We start from the raw sequence: 16,966 nt of genomic DNA, 5'->3' as shown, positions 1-16,966 counted from the left end.
TGGGTTTTCCTTGTCAGCCAGATCAGAAGTTCACGCCGAAGCTCAACGCGAGGAAATCGCGGTCTTCGAGAACGTTGTAATCGCCGCCGAAGAAATCGGTGTAGCTCAGGCTGGCGGTGTAGGTGTTGCGGTAATCGGCATCGACGCCCACGCTGACAGCCTTGGCGCCTTCGTTGAACAAACCGTTGGGGCCATAGCCGGCCACGTCGTGGGACCAGGACACGTTGGGCTTGAAGTTCACCCCGGCGATCACGTTCGAGTAATCGAGAATCGCCCGGGCGCGGTAGCCCCAGGACGTCGAGGTGACGAAACCATCGGTATCGCCGCCGAAGCCGTACTGGCCGTAGACCGAATCGCGGCCATAACGCAGCTCGTTCTTCGATTCGAGGCCCCCGACGTGCACCACCGCCGCCTCGCCCACCACGGTCAGGCGATCGGCGCCCAATACCTGGTCGAAGAAGTGGGTCAGGGTGCTCTGGACCTGGGTGACTTCCTTGCGGCGGTAGCCGGTGTTGTCGGCACCTGGCCGGGTGGCGATGGGTGACGCGGCGCCGCCAGCGATCGGATTCACCAAGGCGAGCGTCAAGTCATTGGTATTGACCTGCACCGGAGCGTTGGGGCGATAGCTGATTTCACCGGTCCACGCGGTGCCGGTGGGGAGCGTGGTGGAGAAGCTTGCGCCGTACAGGCGAATATCCTCGGGGTACTCAAGGTAGTAGCCACCGCGACCCAGCATGACACTTTGCGCCAGGCCCGCGCCGCTGCCGGGCGCGATGCCGTTGGCCGTTGCAATCATCCCTGGCAGGGCTGCCAGCGTGGAGAGGCCCGCCGTGGTGGTGCCCACGGTCGGCGTGCGGCTGTGGTAATTCATGAAATACAGGCCGTACTCGGTGTCGTCGCCGAGCCAGCGCAACGCCGTGCCCCACTGTCCGGAATCCCGCGCATCGCGGTCACCGCCACGAGGGATGACGACGCCCTCGCTGGTCACCTGGATGCCTTGGCCGAATGCATTGGTCAACGGCACGAACGGCGCAATCGCCGGGCTTCCCACGGTATAGCCGTCGGTGCAGCCGTCGGCCACCACATCGTTGCCAAAGAACGTGCCGCAGTTGTCCACGACCGTCTGGTCCCACTCCAACTGGTAGAAACCTTCGACCGTGAGCTTGTCGGTCAGGCCCTGGGAGGCGAACAACATATTCACGGGGATCAAGCCTTCCTTGATCTCTGCGCCCGGACGACGGAACGCAGACACGTCCACCGGGTTGATGCTGTTGATGGAGTTACCAATGAAGGTACTTTCACCCCAACTGACTACCTGCTTGCCGGCCCGCACCGTGCCTGGCAAATCGGCGATGGAATAGTTGTGATAGACAAACGCATCGAGGATCTGCGCGCCCGATGACTTGGCGCCCTCCTTACGATTGCTGTCGCTGATGTCCTTGAACTCACGGTTTTCATCCTTGAGTTCGAAGTCATACCAATATTTGCCCCGCACGAACACGCCGGTGTCGCCGTACTTGAGCTCCAGGTCGTGCAGACCTTTGAAGATCTTCGAGAACGTCTCGCCCTTCCTGAAATTCAGTCGCCCATCGTCGCCGGTGGAAGACTGGCCTCTACCGCCGTTGACCGTACCGACCAAGTCACTGTCGGCATCGCGCATGCCCCAACTCGCGCCAACGGACAGCGAGGAGTCGAACTGCCCCTCGATTTCGCCAATGTTAAAAGAAACGGCCTGCGCCTGGGCACAGCAACCCAAGGCCACCGCGACGGCCAGCGCCTGCGGCTTGAAGATGGCGCGCATTGTTATTGTTGTCATGCGTCTTCCCCGGTGAGTGACAGAGCCTTCACCCTACTGCCGCGAGCCATGGGCGATAAGCGCACCAAGGGGGTATTCGCGCTGTACCTAGAAAGGATTACAGCCCGTGCGGGACTGGCCTCTGCGCAGCGCATGAACAGACTGGATGATGGATCATCAATGCCGCGCATGGCGATCACGGTGCGTGGGACTGTTGCGCGCACTGCAACAGTGCATGTCTGGAACCGGGCTGTTTCCCGCAACGTCCGATCCCTATGCTGGCCGGGCTTGCAGGGCAACGGGCCTGCAAGCACAAGTCGCCATGGCGTCCCTCGCGCCCGGCGCACCGTCATTCGGATGGATTGCGCATCAATCCATCGTCCCCGTGCACTACTGACGTTGATTTGTAGCTCCTTTGCAACGTCACGCTTAGGCCGCTGCGTTTTGCAGCGGCCTTTTTTATTTTTAATCGATTCAACTGAGAGCTTTCTTGCTTCCTACAACTTTGTCGGAATCTTTTTACGGTCCAGTTACATTAATAACGTATTGGCTGTTGTCTGCTCCTACAACGACGCCAGATCAGAACTACGCGCAGACCGATAATTGATTGTTACGCTGAATCAATCGCCGCATATCGCTCCGATTTGTTCAGCAGTGAGTCATTGATCATGCAAATAGACAACGCACGCTTTCGTTCAACAAAAAGTCATAACAGCCGCATTCGCTTTCTGGTCTTTCATTACACGGCCGGCAACTTCGCCTCTTCCGTCAATGCATTAACGGGCCCTTCCGTCAGTGCTCATTACCTTATCCCCGACGTCGCCGACCCCACTTACCTGAAGCTGGGCTTCAAAGAACCACAAATATTCAATCTCGTGGACGAAAACCAGCGCGCCTGGCATGCCGGCGTAAGCAGTTGGGGAAATCGCAGCAATTTGAACGACACTTCGATCGGCGTCGAAATCGTCAACCTGGCAACCGATAACCAAGGCCAATTCACCTTTCCGCCCTATAAGGCCCAGCAAATCGAGGCCATCGAATACTTGGCATCGGACATCCTCAAGCGATACCCGGACATCAGTCCAGTCAATGTGGTGGGGCATTCGGACATCGCAGCAGGGCGAAAAAGCGACCCCGGCCCGATGTTTCCTTGGCACGGGCTGTATCTCAAGGGAATCGGGGCCTGGTTTGACGAGGCCACGCAGAAATCGTTCATGCGGGCGTATCAAACCAACGGCATCCCACTTCGCGAACAACTGCTCGGGTTATTCAAGAGGTATGGCTATGACACTTCGGCGGCAACCACGGTCGTGGGTTTCCAACGACTCGTACGTGCCTTCCAGTTGCACTTTCGTCCGACCAGGCATGACGGCGTGATGGACATCGAGACCGCCGCGAACCTGGCGGCCCTGGTGCAGAAATACTTTCCCTGAGCTGGTCGCCGGATGATGGCAACCGGCCCGGGCAAAAAGTGCTAGACGGCGTAACGCTGCAGGTTAGCCATCATTTCCTTCAAGGCTTCCAGATTGTCATTTGGATGGACAGCATCCTGGAAATCGCAGATCTGTTGCCAATGGGCGGCGACGTCTTCTGGCGAGAAGCCTTCGCGCGGGTCGAACCCGGCGCCAAGGCTGCGCTCCCAGCGCACCTTGCCCATCCAGCCGCCGCCGACTTCGAACAAGCCGGAGGTTTCCTGGCAGGCTTCACTGGCCAGGTACACCACCAGCGGGCTGACCAGTTCGGGCTTGAGTTGCTCGAACACTTGCGGCGGGATCAGGCCTTCGGTCATGCGGGTTCCGCCGGTGGGGGCGATGGCATTCACGAAGATGTTGTTCTTGCGCCCTTCGATGGCCAGGGTACGCGTCAGGCCATAGAGACCCAACTTGGCCATGCCGTAGTTGGACTGGCCGAAGTTCCCGTAGATGCCGGACGTGGAAGCAGTGAAGATAACCCGGCCGTAATTCTGCTCGCGCAGGTGCGGCCAGGCGGCACGGGTGACTTTGTAGGCGCCTTCGACATGGACGCGGTAAACCAGGTCCCAGTCCGCGTCGTCCATTTTGTGAAAGGTCTTGTCCCTCAGAATGCCGGCGTTGTTGACGACAACATCAACCCTGCCGAATGCGTCGAGGGCGTTTTGCACAAGCTTGTCGCCGTCGGTAACAGAATCGTGGTTGGCTTCGGCGATGCCCCCGGCCTCGCGAATCTCAGCGACCACCCGATCCGCTGCCGAAGCGTTGGCCCCCTCGCCCTGCGCCGAACCGCCGAGATCATTGACCAGCACTTTTGCGCCATGCCTGGCGAACAACAGCGCATGGGCGCGACCCAGGCCACCACCGGCACCAGTGACAATCACGACTTTATCTTCGAAGCGCACAGAATCATTCATGGGCAGAACTCCATCAGACCGATAGGACATTGGCACGAGTGTCCGGTACAAGTCGGCCGGTCACAATCAACAAGGGCGGGAGTGAATGGCAGGCAATAAGGTGAAGGGATGATGCAGCGGTCGCGCTATCTCGTCCCGGCAATAATCGTCAGGAACATGCCAGTTGCCGGTAAGGCGCAGCGATCGCTTCGCGAAATGCCAGGTAATGCTTGAGCACCTGCACTGGCGCCTCGGTGTGGGGGTAGTGACCAATATCGGCTAACAACACTGTATCGGCGTTGGGAATCAGGGCTCGGTAACGCGCCACCATATGCGCACCGGAAATCGGATCGAATGCCCCGTCAATGACTCGCATGGGTACCTCACCACGCTGCATCGCCTTGACCCAACGGTCACGTTGCACGCGTCGTTCCGGAATATAGGTAATGAGCTTGTGCATGACCCGTGGTCCGCGATGGGTTTCGATCAGGCTCCAGTAATCATCCAGTTCGCTCTCGGTGGGGGCAGTCCAGGGGCCGAAGATTCGTCGAAAACTCTTGACCAGGCCATCCCTTGAAAAAGCCCGGCCAATCAACCATCCCAGAGGGCTGAGCAAAAGTTTTTGCATCAGCACCGGACGATGGGTTTCCGGGAACAAGCCCCCATTGAGAAAGGTACAACTGGCGACATTGATGCGTGCCTCGCCATGCCGGGCGATGAGCTCCTGGGCCACGCTGTCGCCGTAGTCATGGGCCAGTATATGAACCGCTTGCGTCACGTTCAGATGCGCCAGCAATGCCTGTTGCAGATCGGCCTGTTCAAGCAGGCTGTAGACATGATCCACCGGTTTGGCGGAGTCACCAAAACCGAGCATGTCGCAGGCAATCACCCGATAACGCTGCGCCAACGGCTGCCACAGGTAATGCCAATCCCAACTGGCGGTGGGAAACCCGTGGATCAATAGCAACGGCTCGCCATGTCCTGCAACCCAGTACCGGATAGCATGGCCACGGAACATGAACATCTGGCCGCGCTGTCGCCAGACACGCAAGGGGATCTGCACCATGGGCATCAACTCTTGTAACTCGGATCTTGCAGGTCGAGTTTGCGCAGCAGCGCCGGCCAAGCCAACGCCCCTCCCATGCCCTGGGCGCTCCTGGTCACTCCGGCGACCATTGCGCGGGCACCGGCCAGGACCTGCGGCTCGATGGCGATCAACTCGGCACCGCCCGTCTGGGCCAATACCTGGATTTCGCAGGCCCGCTGGAAGATGAACATCATCAGGAACGTATCGGCAATGGTGCCGCCGCAGGTCAGCAGGCCATGGTTGTGCAACATGAGGAAGTTGTTCTCGCCGAGGTCCGCTTGCAGGCGGGCTTTTTCCTCGGGATTGAGCGCTACCCCCTCATAAGGGTGATACGCCAGGCTCGACAGCACGAATAACGACTGTTGGCTGATCGGGAGCACGCCTTGCTTCTGGGCCGATACCGCGACGCCGGCTGCGGTGTGGGTGTGCAATACGCACTCAACGTCGTGCCGCACTTCGTGGACTGCGCTGTGAATGGTGAAGCCGGCGGGGTTGATCTCGTAGGGGCTGTCCATCAATTTGTTGCCGGCCTGATCGATCTTCACCAAGCTCGACGCGCTGATTTCATGAAACATCAAGCCGTATGGATTGATCAGGAACTCTTGCGTACCGGGAACCTTCGCGGAGATGTGGGTGAAGATCAAGTCATCCCAGCCGTGCAGCGCGACAAGCCGATAACAGGCGGCGAGATCGACACGGGTCTGCCATTCGGCCGCAGTGACCTGATCTTTGATGCCGACTGTCGATTGAAGGGACGCTACGCTCACGGCGGTGACCTCTGGCTTCTTGTTAGAGAAATATGTCCACGATCCTCATGAACAAGAAAACCAGTCTAGTCAGCTCCGGCGGGGGCGGTAGTTGCCTTGGCAGCCAGCTTACTGGCCGAGCGAGTCACCAGGGGCCCGCTGCAGCTCTGCGATCAGTTTCTCCAGCCAGGGCTCGGAATCGGTCTCAGGGGTAACGCTTTCGCTGGCATCCAGGCGCAGCATGGGCAGCACTTCGCGCACGCCCAGCTCGCCGAACAATTCGCGCATCTGCTCGCCACCACCGCAGAACGTGTCACCGTAGCTCGCGTCCCCCAAGCCGATGACCGCGCCAGGCAGACCGCGGAACGATGCGGGCAACTGGTCGCGAATCGTCGCGTACAGCGGCATCAAGTTGTCCGGCAGTTCACCCATTCCCGTTGTCGACGTCACGGCCAGCAACGCTTGCGGTCCGAACGCCTTGATGTCCTCCAGGGTCGCCCGTGGATGATGGAATACTTCATAACCGGCATCACCCAACAGGTTGGCGGCATGCCGGGCAACTTCTTCGGCCGTGCCGTATACGGAGCCGGAAAGAATGGCGACTTTCATCAATCTGATCCTGAAGCTGATAGAGGCCGGGAATAGTAACAGGCTGCGCGCAAAAGCTGCGATTGACTCTCAACAACTAATGGCCAATGAACATCGCGCTTGGTTCTTTTAGAATGACGCGCATACTCGGCTCCTAAAGGAGAGACTTCATGATCAATGCTCATCTGATGCAACTGGTGATCAACGCTTCGAACGATGGAATCGTTGTCGCCGAGAAGGAAGGCGAAGACAACATATTGATTTACGTAAACCCTGCATTTGAACGGCTGACCGGCTATGGACGCGACGAAATCCTCTATCAGGATTGCCGGTTCCTGCAGTCGGGCGATCGCGACCAACCTTCCCTCGAATCCATCCGCATGGCCTTGAAAGAAGGAGGCTCATGCAGGCAAATCCTGCGCAACTACCGTAAGGACGGCACGCCGTTCTGGAACGAGTTGTCACTGTCCACGGTGAAAAGCGAAGCCGATGGCCATACCTATTTCGTTGGGGTGCAGAAAGACGTAACGGTCCAAGTGAGGGCCCAACAACGCATTACCCAGTTGGAAGCGGAGTTGGCCGAAGCACGGCAGACCATCGCTCGGCTCAATGCGACGAATGGCGAAAACAAAACGGCGAATTAGTGGTCAGTCACTACAATCACCAGTGAAAATATCTTTTTTCGAGCACCCTATGCAGCGCGACAGCCTCCTGACCCAGGACGAACTGGACTTCATCCGGACGATGCAGCACAACCCGCAATTGAACGAGCGGGACGTCACGTCGAGCCTGCTGGTTAACGGCGGGTCGCAGATCCGTGATCTGTTGACACGTCTGGCGGCAAATGAACAGGTCACGCTGCAGGCTAATTTCGAAAACCAGCAGATGACCTTTCCATTGCAACTGGTTGAAGATGAGTTCCACGCCATGCACCTTCGCCTGGGTGTGCCGAGCATCTACGAGGATGGACCGAAAATACGGCCCTGGCGCCTCGCGCTCGAGGAGCCGGTGGCACTGGAAAATGCCCAGGGGCAGCCAGGGCCCTTGTGGGTGCACGAGGTGTCTTGCAAAGGCGTACTGCTGGAAATCCGCAATCGCACCAAGCCTGTGAAGCAGTTCGCCCTTTGGTTCAGCCCGTCAGGCTACGAGAGGATTGCCTTGCGTGGCACATTCGAAAGGGAAACCGATCAAGGCCTGTACGCTTATCACCTGAGCCAGCACGACCAGGACGAAACTGAACGGCTACGCCAATACATTCTTCAACAACATCGCCTGGCTCATCCCGCGATGCACCTCTAAGCCTGCTATCAGGTATCCAGGGTACCGTCCAGGAATTGACGCAAGCGCAGGCGCATTTCCGTTCCGTCGGCCCCCAGGCAACCGATTGATGAGCCCTCCAGGCTTTCCTGAGCCAGATCGGACGCCTCGCCAGCCAGGAACAACGGGCAATCCAAGCCCATCGCCAACTGTTTCAGACGCTTGGGCAGCTCGGTGATCGGCGCGTGGTTGGACACCAGCACCAATGCCAAAGGTTGGATCTTCTGGCAAACGAAGGTCAGCTCGTCAAAGGGCAGGCCGATAGTCAGAACCCTGACACCCACCTCGGCCTTGGACACGAAAAGCGCAGCCACCAGCAATTCAAGTTCCCGGCATTGGCTGGCAATCGCGCAGACCAGAACACGCCTGGCTAGCAGCTCACGATTGAGCAGAAGCCGTTGCGCTACACGCGAGCGCAGGAAAGCGTCGTAGAACAGCCATTCGCTGGTCTGCCCGAACTCGTGCCGGCGTTGCAGCAGGTCCCGCCAGAGCGGCATCAGGATGTCCTGGAAGACCACTGACACTGTGTAGCAGGAAAAAATCTGCCCGTAGACCCGGTCCAGTTCCACATCGTCGAAATTGCCGACCGCGTCCGCTACCTGTTGTTGCCATTGGCTGTAATCGGCGCGCACCAGATCGGGGGTGATCAACCTGGAGACCGGCTGCACCGATTCGGTCTTCGCCAGAATCTTTCCCACCTTGCTCACGGCCACCCCACGCTCGATCCAAGCGAGGATACTGCGGACCCTTTCAACATCATCCAAGGAATACAGGCGATGCCCGCTTTCGGTGCGCGTGGGTTGGATCAGGCCATAGCGACGTTCCCATGCACGCAACGTCACGGGATTCACGCCGGTCAACCGCGCCACTTCGCGAATAGGAAACAAGTCATCGCGCTTCACGGCGCCGGGCGCCGAGAAAACGGCATTATCTTCGGTGATTACGCTCATTCCGTCGGTTTTCCCAACTGGAAAATTGGATCCCATATTACCCCTTGTCAGCGGTGCACTGACAAGGGACAGCACCGGCCAATCTGTGGATTTGTTGTTTTGTGCTCGACTGGGAATAATCCTTGCCTGCCTCTTGTGACCAGACGCAGCCCTTACCCACGGGGCGTCTTTAACTGCGAAGCTCCTATCCCGAGCAACCGCACCTGTAACATGGAGATACAAAATGTCTGCCTCCCCAGTCACACTCATGGTGGCGCGCCGCGTCGCCAATGGATGTTATCACGACCTTATCGCGTGGTTGCGTGAAGGCGAACTGTTAGCAGCTGACTTCCCGGGCTACCTGGGCTCAGGCGTGCTCGCACCACCGCCCGAAGACGACGAATTCCAGATTATCTTCCGATTCGCCGACGAGCAGACCCTTCACGCCTGGGAACATTCGGCCTCGCGCACGGCCTGGCTGGGGCGCGGTAGCGAACTGTTTGCCCATCCATCCGAACACCGGGTACGCGGTATCGATGGCTGGTTCGGCGCGGCCGGCAAGCGCCCGCCACGTTGGAAACAGGCCGTAGCCATCTGGCTTGCGTTCTTTCCGGTTTCGTTATTGTTCAATTTCCTCTTGGCGCCGCTACTCGGCGAACTGGCGATGTTGAGCAGGGTATTCATCAGCACGCTCATATTGACGCCCCTGATGGTGTACTTGTTTATCCCTATGTCGACGCGTTTATTGGCGGGCTGGCTCACCGGTACACCAGAACGGCCGTTGGCGTCGACGCAGAATCATTGAACCGGCGCCTGCGCAAACCGGGCGGGGCGCTGGACTCGCCTTTGCGCATAGGAGGCGCCCGCCGTCGCTGTTATAGTTTTTGCTTGTGCCACGACCCGAGCCAAACCACCCCATGCCTACCGCTCCGATCCTGATCACCGGCGCAGCCCAACGCGTCGGCCTGCATTGCGCCCGACGTTTGCTGGAGGACGGGCAGCCGGTCATCGCCACTTACCGCACCGAACGCCCAGGCGTGCAGGCGTTGCGAGACATGGGGGCTACGGTGCTGTTCGCCGATCTTTCCAGCGAACCGGGTATCCTTGGCTTCATCGATCAGCTCAAGCAGCACACCGACCAACTGCGAGCGATCGTGCACAACGCCTCTGCCTGGCTGGCCGAAACCCCGGAGAGCGAAACAGCCGCATTCAACGAAATGTTTGCGGTGCACATGCTCGCCCCTTACCTGATCAACCTGCATTGCGCCGAGCTGCTGCAGCGCTGCACTCCGGCGGATATCGTGCACATCAGCGATGATGTGACACGCAAGGGCAGCAGCAAGCACATCGCCTATTGCGCCACCAAGGCCGGGCTTGAAAGCCTGACGCTGTCTTTCGCGGCGAAGTATGCCCCGACCATCAAGGTCAACGGTATCGCCCCGGCCCTGCTACTGTTCAATCCCGGCGACGATGCGGCCTATCGCGCCAAGGCCCTGGCAAAGTCCGCGCTGGGCTTCGAGCCTGGCAGCGAGGTTATTTACCAGAGCCTGCGCTATCTGCTGGATAACCCTTATGTCACTGGCACGACCCTGACGGTGAATGGCGGGCGGCACATCAAATAATCCCGGCCTCGAGGAACCACCATGGCGCTTTCGCCCCAGCATTACCGTGAGATCCTGATCGGCCTGGGCGAAGACCCGGAACGCGAAGGCTTGCTGGATACCCCGGCGCGCGCGGCCAGGGCCATGCAGTACCTTTGCCATGGCTACGAGCAAAGCGTCGAACAGATCGTCAACGGCGCCTTGTTTGCCTCCGACAGCGATGAAATGGTGATTGTCGCCGACATCGAGCTCTACTCATTGTGCGAACATCACCTGCTGCCCTTCATCGGCAAGGCCCATGTGGCTTATATTCCCACCGGCAAGGTCCTGGGGCTGTCGAAGGTCGCGCGACTGGTGGACATGTTCGCCCGCCGCCTGCAAATCCAGGAAAACCTCACCCGGCAAATCGCCGACGCGGTGCAGCGGGTCACCCAGGCTGCCGGCGTTGCGGTGGTGATTGAAGCCCAACACATGTGCATGATGATGCGCGGTGTCGAAAAACAGAACTCGACCATGAACACCTCGGTGATGCTCGGCGCTTTTCGCGAATCCAGCACCACGCGCCAGGAGTTCCTGCAATTGATTCGACGGAGCCAATAAATGCCACAACTTCAACCCGCCATGGCGCGCATCAAGGTCAAGGACCTGCGCCTGCGTACATTCATCGGCATCAACGAGGATGAAATCCTCAACAAGCAGGATGTGCTGATCAACCTGACCATCCTCTATGCCGCCCAGGAAGCGGTGCGCGACAACGACATCGACCATGCCCTGAACTACCGCACCATCACCAAGGCGATCATTGCCCACGTGGAAGGCAATCGCTTCGCCCTGCTCGAACGCCTCACCCAGGAGCTGCTCGACCTGGTCATGGCAAACGAGTCGGTGCTGTATGCCGAAGTCGAAGTCGACAAGCCGCATGCCTTGCGCTTCGCCGAGTCCGTATCGATTACGCTGGCGGCAAGCAGGGCTACTTCGTAGCAGCCAAAAGCTTCAAGCTGTAAGCTTCAAGCCTGAACACCGCAAACCCACTTGCAGCTTGAAGCGTGCCACTTGAAGCTGTCTCGCAGAGACTCCCATGAACGACCAACAACGCCTCGAACTTGAAGCCGCCGCATTCCGTCGGCTGGTTGCCCACCTCGACAGCCGCAAGGATGTGCAAAACATCGACCTGATGAACCTCGCCGGGTTCTGCCGCAACTGCCTGTCCAAGTGGTACAAGGCGGCCGCCGATGAGCGCCAGATCGACGTCAGCCTCGATGATGCACGCGAAGTCGTCTACGGCATGCCCTATGCCGAATGGAAAGCCCAGTACCAGAAAGAAGCCAGTGCCGAGCAGCAAGCGGCGTTCGCCAAAGGAAACCCCAATGCCTGACCTGAACACCTTTCGCACCAGCCTCAAGAGCGGCGAGCATCTTTTTGCCGACACCCTGGCCTTCATTGCCGATGGCTACGACTATCAACCCCGGGCCTTCAAGAATGGCGGCGTGGAAAACGCCGCCGGGCAGAACGAAGGCTCCTGCAAGACGTTGGGCCTGGCGCTGCTTGAAGGCTTGAGCGACGAAGAAGCGCTGCTGGCGTTTGGCGAACATTATCGTTCGGTACTGGCCACGCCCGAAGGCAGCGACCACGGCAATATCCGCGCGCTGATGGCCGATGGGTTGGAGGGTGTGACATTCGAGGCGCAGCCACTGCAACGGCGCTGATCCATCGAACTTTCGAAAACAGCCTTTGTGGCGAGGAGATTTATCCCCTCGCCACAGGGACTCGAGAACGCCAGGCTCCTTACCACATCCCAACTTTTAAGATTGACCCGGCAACTTTATTTCGTTTGCCCGGCCCCTCTGCTCGCGGCTTAGATAACGGCAATTTCTTCTTCGTCCGGACCGTCATCCATGAGCAGCGAAACCATCAGCCAATCGATCTCCATCGTGCATCCCGTCAGCCTCAGCCACGGCAAGAATGCCGAGGTCTGGGACACCGACGGCAGACGCTACATCGATTTCGTCGGGGGCATCGGTGTTTTGAACCTTGGCCATTGCCATCCGCGCATCGTCGAGGCGATCCGCGAACAGGCCACCCGGCTGACTCACTACGCCTTCAACGCCGCGCCTCATGCCCCCTACATTGAGTTGATGGAACGCCTGGCGGCGTTTATCCCGCTGGATTACCCGGTCAGCGGCATGCTCACCAACAGCGGTGCCGAGGCGGCGGAGAATGCCTTGAAGATCGTGCGAGGCGCCACGGGCCGCACGGCCGTGATCGCGTTTGACGGTGCCTTTCACGGCCGCACCCTGGCGACCCTCAACCTCAACGGCAAGGTCGCGCCTTACAAACAGAAAGTCGGTGTACTGCCCGGGCCGGTGTATCACCTGCCCTACCCCAGCCAGGACAACGGCGTGACATGCGCCGAAGCGCTGAAAGCCATGGACAGGCTGTTCAGCGTCGAGATCGATGTGAATGACGTGGCCTGCTTCATTGTCGAGCCGGTGCAGGGCGAAGCCGGCTTCCTGGCGATGGACGTGGCGTTCGCCCAGGCATTGCGGCAGTTCTGTGACGACAAGGGCATCGTGCTGATCATCGATGAGATCCAGTCCGGTTTCGGTCGCACCGGGCAGCGTTTTGCGTTCTCGCGACTGGGCATCGAGCCGGACCTGATCTTGCTGGGTAAGAGCATTGCCGGGGGCGTGCCGCTGGGCGCAGTGGTCGGCCGCAAGTCGCTGATGGACACGCTGCCTAAAGGTGGGCTCGGCGGCACTTACTCGGGCAACCCCATCGCCTGCGCCGCCGCGCTGGCAACGCTGGACGAAATGACTGATACCAACCTGAAGGCCTGGGGTGCACAACAGGAAGAAGCGATCGTCAGCCGCTATCAATCCTGGCGCAGCCGCGGGCTGAGCCCTTACCTGGGCCGCCTGACCGGCGTCGGCGCGATGCGCGGGATCGAACTCTCCCACGCCGATGGCACCCCGGCCCCGGCCCAACTCACGCAATTGCTGGCGTCGGCGCGGGATTCGGGTTTGCTGCTGATGCCCAGCGGCAAGTCGCGGCACATCATCCGGCTGCTGGCGCCGTTGACGACCGAAGCGGCGGTGCTGGAAGAGGGGTTGGATATTTTGGAGGCTTGCCTGGCGAAGCTGGCCTGATAACCGATCTTCTGACCAAACAGAGGACTCCCACAGGGTTCACCGGCAGATATCCAGCCACAAAAAAACCGGCCGAAGCCGGTTTTTTTTGTGCCCGAAAATCAGAACGAGGCGTTCTGCAGGCCGTCCAGGTAGCGCTCGGTGTCCAGGGCCGCCATGCAACCGGCACCGGCGGAGGTGATCGCCTGGCGGTAGACGTGGTCGGCCACGTCGCCGGCCGCAAAGATACCTTCGACGCTGGTAGCGGTAGCATTGCCGTCGCGGCCGCCCTTGACCACCAGGTAGCCGTCCTTGAGTTCCAGCTGGCCTTCGAACAACGAAGTGTTCGGGGTGTGGCCGATGGCGATGAACACGCCGTCAACCTTGATCTCGTCAAAGCTGCCGTCGTTGTTCTTCAGGCGCGCACCGGTCACGCCCATGTTGTCGCCCAGGACTTCGTCCAGGGTGGCGTTGAGCTTGAGGATGATCTTGCCTTCGGCGACGCGGGCGTTGAGCTTGTCGATCAGGATCTTCTCGGCGCGGAAGGTTTCGCGACGGTGGATCAGGGTGACCGTGCTGGCGATGTTCGCCAGGTACAGGGCTTCCTCGACAGCGGTGTTACCACCACCGACCACCGCCACCGGCTTGTTGCGGTAGAAGAAACCGTCGCAGGTGGCGCAGGCCGAAACGCCTTTGCCCATGAAGGTTTCTTCCGACGGCAGGCCCAGGTAACGAGCGCTGGCGCCGGTGGCGATGATCAGTGCGTCGCAGGTGTAGGTCGCGCTGTCGCCGGTCAGGGTGTATGGCTTGGCGGCAAAATCCACGGCGTTGATATGATCGAAGACGATCTCGGTCTCGAAGCGCTCGGCGTGTTCTTTCATCCGCTCCATCAAGGCCGGGCCGGTCAGGCCGTGAACGTCGCCTGGCCAGTTGTCGACTTCGGTGGTGGTGGTCAATTGACCGCCGGCCTGCATGCCGGTGATCAGCAACGGCTTGAGGTTGGCACGTGCCGCATAGACCGCGGCGCTGTAACCGGCAGGGCCGGAACCGAGAATAATCACTCGCGAATGACGGACTTCAGACATGACCTGCTCCTGTTGACCGGACCTGCGGCCCGGAACGCCGGCTGAGCGGCGGGAATAAAAAAGGACTGTTGATGCACTTGGGGAAGGCTTGGGTTCGACAGTCCTGAAAAAGATTGGGTGAAGCGTATCGAGGGAGCGAAGATTAAGGAAATACGGTTTAACAATCCAGCTCATAGGTGAGCTCTATCCGCTGCTGCGCTGCCGATAGCGACTATCCGTCCCCTAAACCTTTGTTACACGCCATGTCGCGGCTTTCCCGCACAAGGCAAAGCCGGTAAGGTCGGCGCGTCCACTACCCTCGGAGCCACCTATGCCCGCCCCCGTCCTGTCTGGCCCGCAATATTTGCGTGAAGGCCTCAAATTGATCCTGAGCCCCGGCCTGCGTCTTTTTGTATTGCTGCCGCTGGCAATCAACTTGTCGCTGTTCGTCGGGTTGATCTATTTGGCTGGCCATCAGTTCAGCCTGTGGGTCGAAACGCTGATGCCGTCGCTGCCGGATTGGCTGAGTTTCCTGAGCTACGTGCTGTGGCCTCTGTTCGTCGTCCTTGTGGTGCTGATGGTGTTTTTCACCTTCACCATGCTCGCCAATATCATCGCGGCGCCTTTCAATGGCTTTCTCGCCGAGAAGGTCGAAGTGGTAGTGCGCGGCACGGATGATTTCCCGGCGTTCAGTTGGGGCGAGCTGGTCGCCATGATCCCGCGCACCCTGGCTCGGGAGGCGCGCAAGCTCGGTTATTTCCTGCCGCGGGCCCTGGGGCTGTTCGTGCTGTCGTTCATCCCGGGGGTCAATGTGGTGGCCGCGCCGCTGTGGTTGCTGTTCGGGATCTGGATGATGGCTATCCAGTACATCGACTACCCGGCGGACAACCACAAGCTGGGCTGGAACGAAATGCTCGCCTGGCTGCGGGAAAAGCGCTGGCAGAGCCTGGGCTTTGGCGGCAGCGTGTACTTGGTGCTGTTGATCCCCTTCGTGAACATTCTAATGATGCCGGCGGCGGTGGCCGGGGCGACGTTGTTCTGGGTGCGCGAGCAAGGTGCGGAGACGGCGCTGGCCCGTCAAGGCTGACTTCGTCACAAATCCATCATCCAGGCGTCACAATGGCGCAACGGCCCCGGTCGACACTGGGGTCATGACTACACACTTGCACGTTACGCTCGTCACCGAAACCTTTGCGCCGGAAATCAATGGCGTCGCCAACACCCTGGGTCGTCTCCATGACGGCTTGCGCGCCCGCGGGCATCGGGTAGAACTGATTCGGCCTCGCCAGGCCGGGGACCAGGGCCTTACCAGTAACGACCAATTGCTGCTGTGTCGGGGCTGGCCACTGCCGGGGTATCCGGGGTTGCAGTGGGGGCAGGCTTCGATGCACAAGCTGCTGCGGCGTTGGAAACGTCATCGCCCGGATGTGTTGTATATCGCCACCGAAGGGCCGCTGGGCTTGTCCGCGTTGCGTGCGGCGCGGCGCCTGGGTATCTCGGTTGTGAGCGGCTTTCATACCAATTTCCAGCAATACACCCGGCAATACGGCCTCGGCCTGTTGAGTCGTGGACTCACGCATTACCTGCGCTGGTTCCACAACCGCTCAAGCCTGACGCTGGTGCCCAGCGTCAGCCAGCGCCTGGAACTGGAACGCCGGCATTTCGAACGCGTGGCGTTGTTGTCCCGTGGCGTGGACAGTCATTTGTTTCACCCGGCAAAACGCTCGGTCGCCCTGCGAGAGAGCTGGGGCTTGGGCGATGACGATATCGCAGTGCTGCATGTAGGACGCCTGGCGCCAGAGAAAAACCTTGCGCTGCTCAAGCGGTGCTTCGACACCCTGCGCAGTGCTTTTCCGACACGGCAAATCAAGCTGGTGATCGTAGGCGACGGCCCACAGCGGCTCGCGCTCGAAGAGCAACTGCCCGAGGCAATATTCTGCGGAGCACAGCGTGGCGAAGCGCTGGCGGCTCATTATGCGTCCGGGGATGTGTTTGTCTTTCCGAGCCTGACCGAAACCTTCGGCAACGTCGTGCTGGAAGCATTGGCGTCCGGGCTGGGCGTGGTGGCCTACGACCAGGCCGCGGCAGCGCAGCACATCCGTCACGGCTATAACGGGGTGTCGGCGATGCCGGGGGACGAAGAGGCGTTCTGCGACGCGGCCCGTTGGCTTTTGGAGGAGCGCGAAGCCTTGCGTTGCGTGAGGCTCAATGCGCGCCAGCACGCCAGTCGCCAAGGCTGGGCGTCGGTGATCGAGCAATTCGAGGCATTATTGCGGGGGGCTTGTGCCGGCGAGCAGGTGATGCCTGCCGCGCCGACCGTACGCTGATTGTTCGGTGATGCTCAGACCA

The 16,966-nt window shown here is 59.8% G+C and carries 19 protein-coding genes; 12 read left to right on the top strand and 7 right to left on the bottom strand.

All coding sequences use genetic code 11. From position 1 onward, the window contains the following. Window positions 1-22: 22 nt before the first annotated feature. The gene (locus JZ00_RS13420) at window positions 23-1,816 is read right to left on the bottom strand and encodes a DUF1302 domain-containing protein (protein WP_039591629.1); all 1,794 of its coding nucleotides are present in this window, start codon (window positions 1,814-1,816) and stop codon (window positions 23-25) included. A 647-nt stretch (window positions 1,817-2,463) separates the two neighbouring features. Between JZ00_RS13420 and JZ00_RS13415 the strand changes: the two genes are divergently transcribed. Next, window positions 2,464-3,228: an N-acetylmuramoyl-L-alanine amidase gene (locus tag JZ00_RS13415; RefSeq protein WP_039591630.1), complete on the top strand. Its 765-nt coding sequence runs from the start codon at window positions 2,464-2,466 to the stop codon at window positions 3,226-3,228. Between the two features lie 41 nt (window positions 3,229-3,269). Here JZ00_RS13415 and JZ00_RS13410 read toward each other — a convergent pair whose 3' ends face one another. From JZ00_RS13410 to JZ00_RS13395, 4 genes are all read right to left on the bottom strand, one after another. Then, window positions 3,270-4,181: an SDR family oxidoreductase gene (locus JZ00_RS13410; RefSeq protein ID WP_039591631.1), complete on the bottom strand. Its 912-nt coding sequence runs from the start codon at window positions 4,179-4,181 to the stop codon at window positions 3,270-3,272. A 148-nt stretch (window positions 4,182-4,329) separates the two neighbouring features. Continuing rightward, window positions 4,330-5,232: an alpha/beta fold hydrolase gene (locus JZ00_RS13405; RefSeq protein WP_039591632.1), complete on the bottom strand. Its 903-nt coding sequence runs from the start codon at window positions 5,230-5,232 to the stop codon at window positions 4,330-4,332. Continuing rightward, window positions 5,232-6,014 (bottom strand): class II aldolase/adducin family protein, encoded by a 783-nt coding sequence (locus JZ00_RS13400; RefSeq protein ID WP_039591633.1) that lies wholly within the window; start codon window positions 6,012-6,014, stop codon window positions 5,232-5,234. Before JZ00_RS13400 ends, JZ00_RS13405 begins: the two co-directional genes overlap by 1 nt. A 108-nt stretch (window positions 6,015-6,122) precedes the next feature. Further along, complete coding sequence (locus JZ00_RS13395; RefSeq protein ID WP_039591634.1) at window positions 6,123-6,602, bottom strand: flavodoxin; 480 nt, start codon at window positions 6,600-6,602, stop codon at window positions 6,123-6,125. A gap of 149 nt (window positions 6,603-6,751) precedes the next feature. On the opposite strand from JZ00_RS13395, the gene JZ00_RS13390 reads away from it, so the two are divergent. Then, window positions 6,752-7,225, top strand: a complete 474-nt coding sequence (locus JZ00_RS13390) for a PAS domain-containing protein (protein WP_039591635.1) — start codon at window positions 6,752-6,754, stop codon at window positions 7,223-7,225. Between the two features lie 49 nt (window positions 7,226-7,274). Continuing rightward, window positions 7,275-7,880, top strand: coding sequence for a hypothetical protein (locus JZ00_RS13385; RefSeq protein WP_039591636.1), 606 nt, complete (start codon window positions 7,275-7,277; stop codon window positions 7,878-7,880). Between the two features lie 8 nt (window positions 7,881-7,888). Here JZ00_RS13385 and JZ00_RS13380 read toward each other — a convergent pair whose 3' ends face one another. Further along, a complete protein-coding gene (locus JZ00_RS13380; protein ID WP_039591637.1) occupies window positions 7,889-8,848 on the bottom strand; it encodes a MerR family transcriptional regulator in 960 nt (319 codons plus the stop codon). Window positions 8,849-9,071: 223 nt separating this feature from the next. On the opposite strand from JZ00_RS13380, the gene JZ00_RS13375 reads away from it, so the two are divergent. From JZ00_RS13375 to JZ00_RS13345, 7 genes are all read left to right on the top strand, one after another. Continuing rightward, window positions 9,072-9,632 (top strand): antibiotic biosynthesis monooxygenase, encoded by a 561-nt coding sequence (locus JZ00_RS13375; RefSeq protein WP_039591638.1) that lies wholly within the window; start codon window positions 9,072-9,074, stop codon window positions 9,630-9,632. A 112-nt stretch (window positions 9,633-9,744) separates the two neighbouring features. Continuing rightward, on the top strand, window positions 9,745-10,449 hold the full coding sequence (folM, locus tag JZ00_RS13370) for a dihydromonapterin reductase (protein WP_039591640.1): 705 nt from the start codon (window positions 9,745-9,747) through the stop codon (window positions 10,447-10,449). 21 nt (window positions 10,450-10,470) lie between these two features. Beyond that, window positions 10,471-11,028, top strand: a complete 558-nt coding sequence (gene folE, locus JZ00_RS13365; protein ID WP_039591642.1) for a GTP cyclohydrolase I FolE — start codon at window positions 10,471-10,473, stop codon at window positions 11,026-11,028. Continuing rightward, window positions 11,029-11,409, top strand: coding sequence for a dihydroneopterin triphosphate 2'-epimerase (folX, locus tag JZ00_RS13360; protein WP_025211888.1), 381 nt, complete (start codon window positions 11,029-11,031; stop codon window positions 11,407-11,409). A gap of 97 nt (window positions 11,410-11,506) precedes the next feature. Then, window positions 11,507-11,803, top strand: a complete 297-nt coding sequence (locus JZ00_RS13355; protein WP_039591643.1) for a DUF1244 domain-containing protein — start codon at window positions 11,507-11,509, stop codon at window positions 11,801-11,803. Continuing rightward, on the top strand, window positions 11,796-12,134 hold the full coding sequence (locus JZ00_RS13350) for a HopJ type III effector protein (protein WP_039591644.1): 339 nt from the start codon (window positions 11,796-11,798) through the stop codon (window positions 12,132-12,134). The genes JZ00_RS13355 and JZ00_RS13350 overlap by 8 nt, the downstream gene beginning before the upstream one ends. Before the next feature lie 189 nt (window positions 12,135-12,323). Continuing rightward, window positions 12,324-13,574, top strand: coding sequence for a 2-aminoadipate transaminase (locus JZ00_RS13345; protein WP_039591645.1), 1,251 nt, complete (start codon window positions 12,324-12,326; stop codon window positions 13,572-13,574). 101 nt (window positions 13,575-13,675) lie between these two features. Here the strand turns inward: JZ00_RS13345 and trxB are convergent, their stop codons facing one another. Further along, complete coding sequence (gene trxB, locus JZ00_RS13340; RefSeq protein WP_030139882.1) at window positions 13,676-14,638, bottom strand: thioredoxin-disulfide reductase; 963 nt, start codon at window positions 14,636-14,638, stop codon at window positions 13,676-13,678. Between the two features lie 310 nt (window positions 14,639-14,948). On the opposite strand from trxB, the gene cysZ reads away from it, so the two are divergent. Continuing rightward, window positions 14,949-15,704: a sulfate transporter CysZ gene (gene cysZ / locus JZ00_RS13335; RefSeq protein WP_039591646.1), complete on the top strand. Its 756-nt coding sequence runs from the start codon at window positions 14,949-14,951 to the stop codon at window positions 15,702-15,704. 64 nt (window positions 15,705-15,768) lie between these two features. Continuing rightward, window positions 15,769-16,944: a glycosyltransferase family 4 protein gene (locus tag JZ00_RS13330; protein WP_039591647.1), complete on the top strand. Its 1,176-nt coding sequence runs from the start codon at window positions 15,769-15,771 to the stop codon at window positions 16,942-16,944. The last annotated feature ends 22 nt before the right edge of the window (window positions 16,945-16,966 follow it).

Origin of the sequence: Pseudomonas frederiksbergensis, assembly GCF_000802155.2 — a bacterium.
GTDB classification, from domain to species: domain Bacteria; phylum Pseudomonadota; class Gammaproteobacteria; order Pseudomonadales; family Pseudomonadaceae; genus Aquipseudomonas; species Aquipseudomonas frederiksbergensis_A.
Note: the sequence above shows the minus strand (reverse complement) of the source record. Positions and strands in the feature narration are given on the sequence as shown.

Coding starts and splice junctions, on each gene's coding strand:
- JZ00_RS13420 (WP_039591629.1), bottom strand. CDS start 1,816: ATGACAACAATAACAATGCGCGCCATCTTCAAGCCGCAGGCGCTGGCC.
- JZ00_RS13415 (WP_039591630.1), top strand. CDS start 2,464: ATGCAAATAGACAACGCACGCTTTCGTTCAACAAAAAGTCATAACAGC.
- JZ00_RS13410 (WP_039591631.1), bottom strand. CDS start 4,181: ATGAATGATTCTGTGCGCTTCGAAGATAAAGTCGTGATTGTCACTGGT.
- JZ00_RS13405 (WP_039591632.1), bottom strand. CDS start 5,232: ATGCCCATGGTGCAGATCCCCTTGCGTGTCTGGCGACAGCGCGGCCAG.
- JZ00_RS13395 (WP_039591634.1), bottom strand. CDS start 6,602: ATGAAAGTCGCCATTCTTTCCGGCTCCGTATACGGCACGGCCGAAGAA.
- JZ00_RS13390 (WP_039591635.1), top strand. CDS start 6,752: ATGATCAATGCTCATCTGATGCAACTGGTGATCAACGCTTCGAACGAT.
- JZ00_RS13385 (WP_039591636.1), top strand. CDS start 7,275: ATGCAGCGCGACAGCCTCCTGACCCAGGACGAACTGGACTTCATCCGG.
- JZ00_RS13380 (WP_039591637.1), bottom strand. CDS start 8,848: ATGAGCGTAATCACCGAAGATAATGCCGTTTTCTCGGCGCCCGGCGCC.
- JZ00_RS13375 (WP_039591638.1), top strand. CDS start 9,072: ATGTCTGCCTCCCCAGTCACACTCATGGTGGCGCGCCGCGTCGCCAAT.
- folM (WP_039591640.1), top strand. CDS start 9,745: ATGCCTACCGCTCCGATCCTGATCACCGGCGCAGCCCAACGCGTCGGC.
- folE (WP_039591642.1), top strand. CDS start 10,471: ATGGCGCTTTCGCCCCAGCATTACCGTGAGATCCTGATCGGCCTGGGC.
- folX (WP_025211888.1), top strand. CDS start 11,029: ATGCCACAACTTCAACCCGCCATGGCGCGCATCAAGGTCAAGGACCTG.
- JZ00_RS13355 (WP_039591643.1), top strand. CDS start 11,507: ATGAACGACCAACAACGCCTCGAACTTGAAGCCGCCGCATTCCGTCGG.
- JZ00_RS13350 (WP_039591644.1), top strand. CDS start 11,796: ATGCCTGACCTGAACACCTTTCGCACCAGCCTCAAGAGCGGCGAGCAT.
- JZ00_RS13345 (WP_039591645.1), top strand. CDS start 12,324: ATGAGCAGCGAAACCATCAGCCAATCGATCTCCATCGTGCATCCCGTC.
- trxB (WP_030139882.1), bottom strand. CDS start 14,638: ATGTCTGAAGTCCGTCATTCGCGAGTGATTATTCTCGGTTCCGGCCCT.
- cysZ (WP_039591646.1), top strand. CDS start 14,949: ATGCCCGCCCCCGTCCTGTCTGGCCCGCAATATTTGCGTGAAGGCCTC.
- JZ00_RS13330 (WP_039591647.1), top strand. CDS start 15,769: ATGACTACACACTTGCACGTTACGCTCGTCACCGAAACCTTTGCGCCG.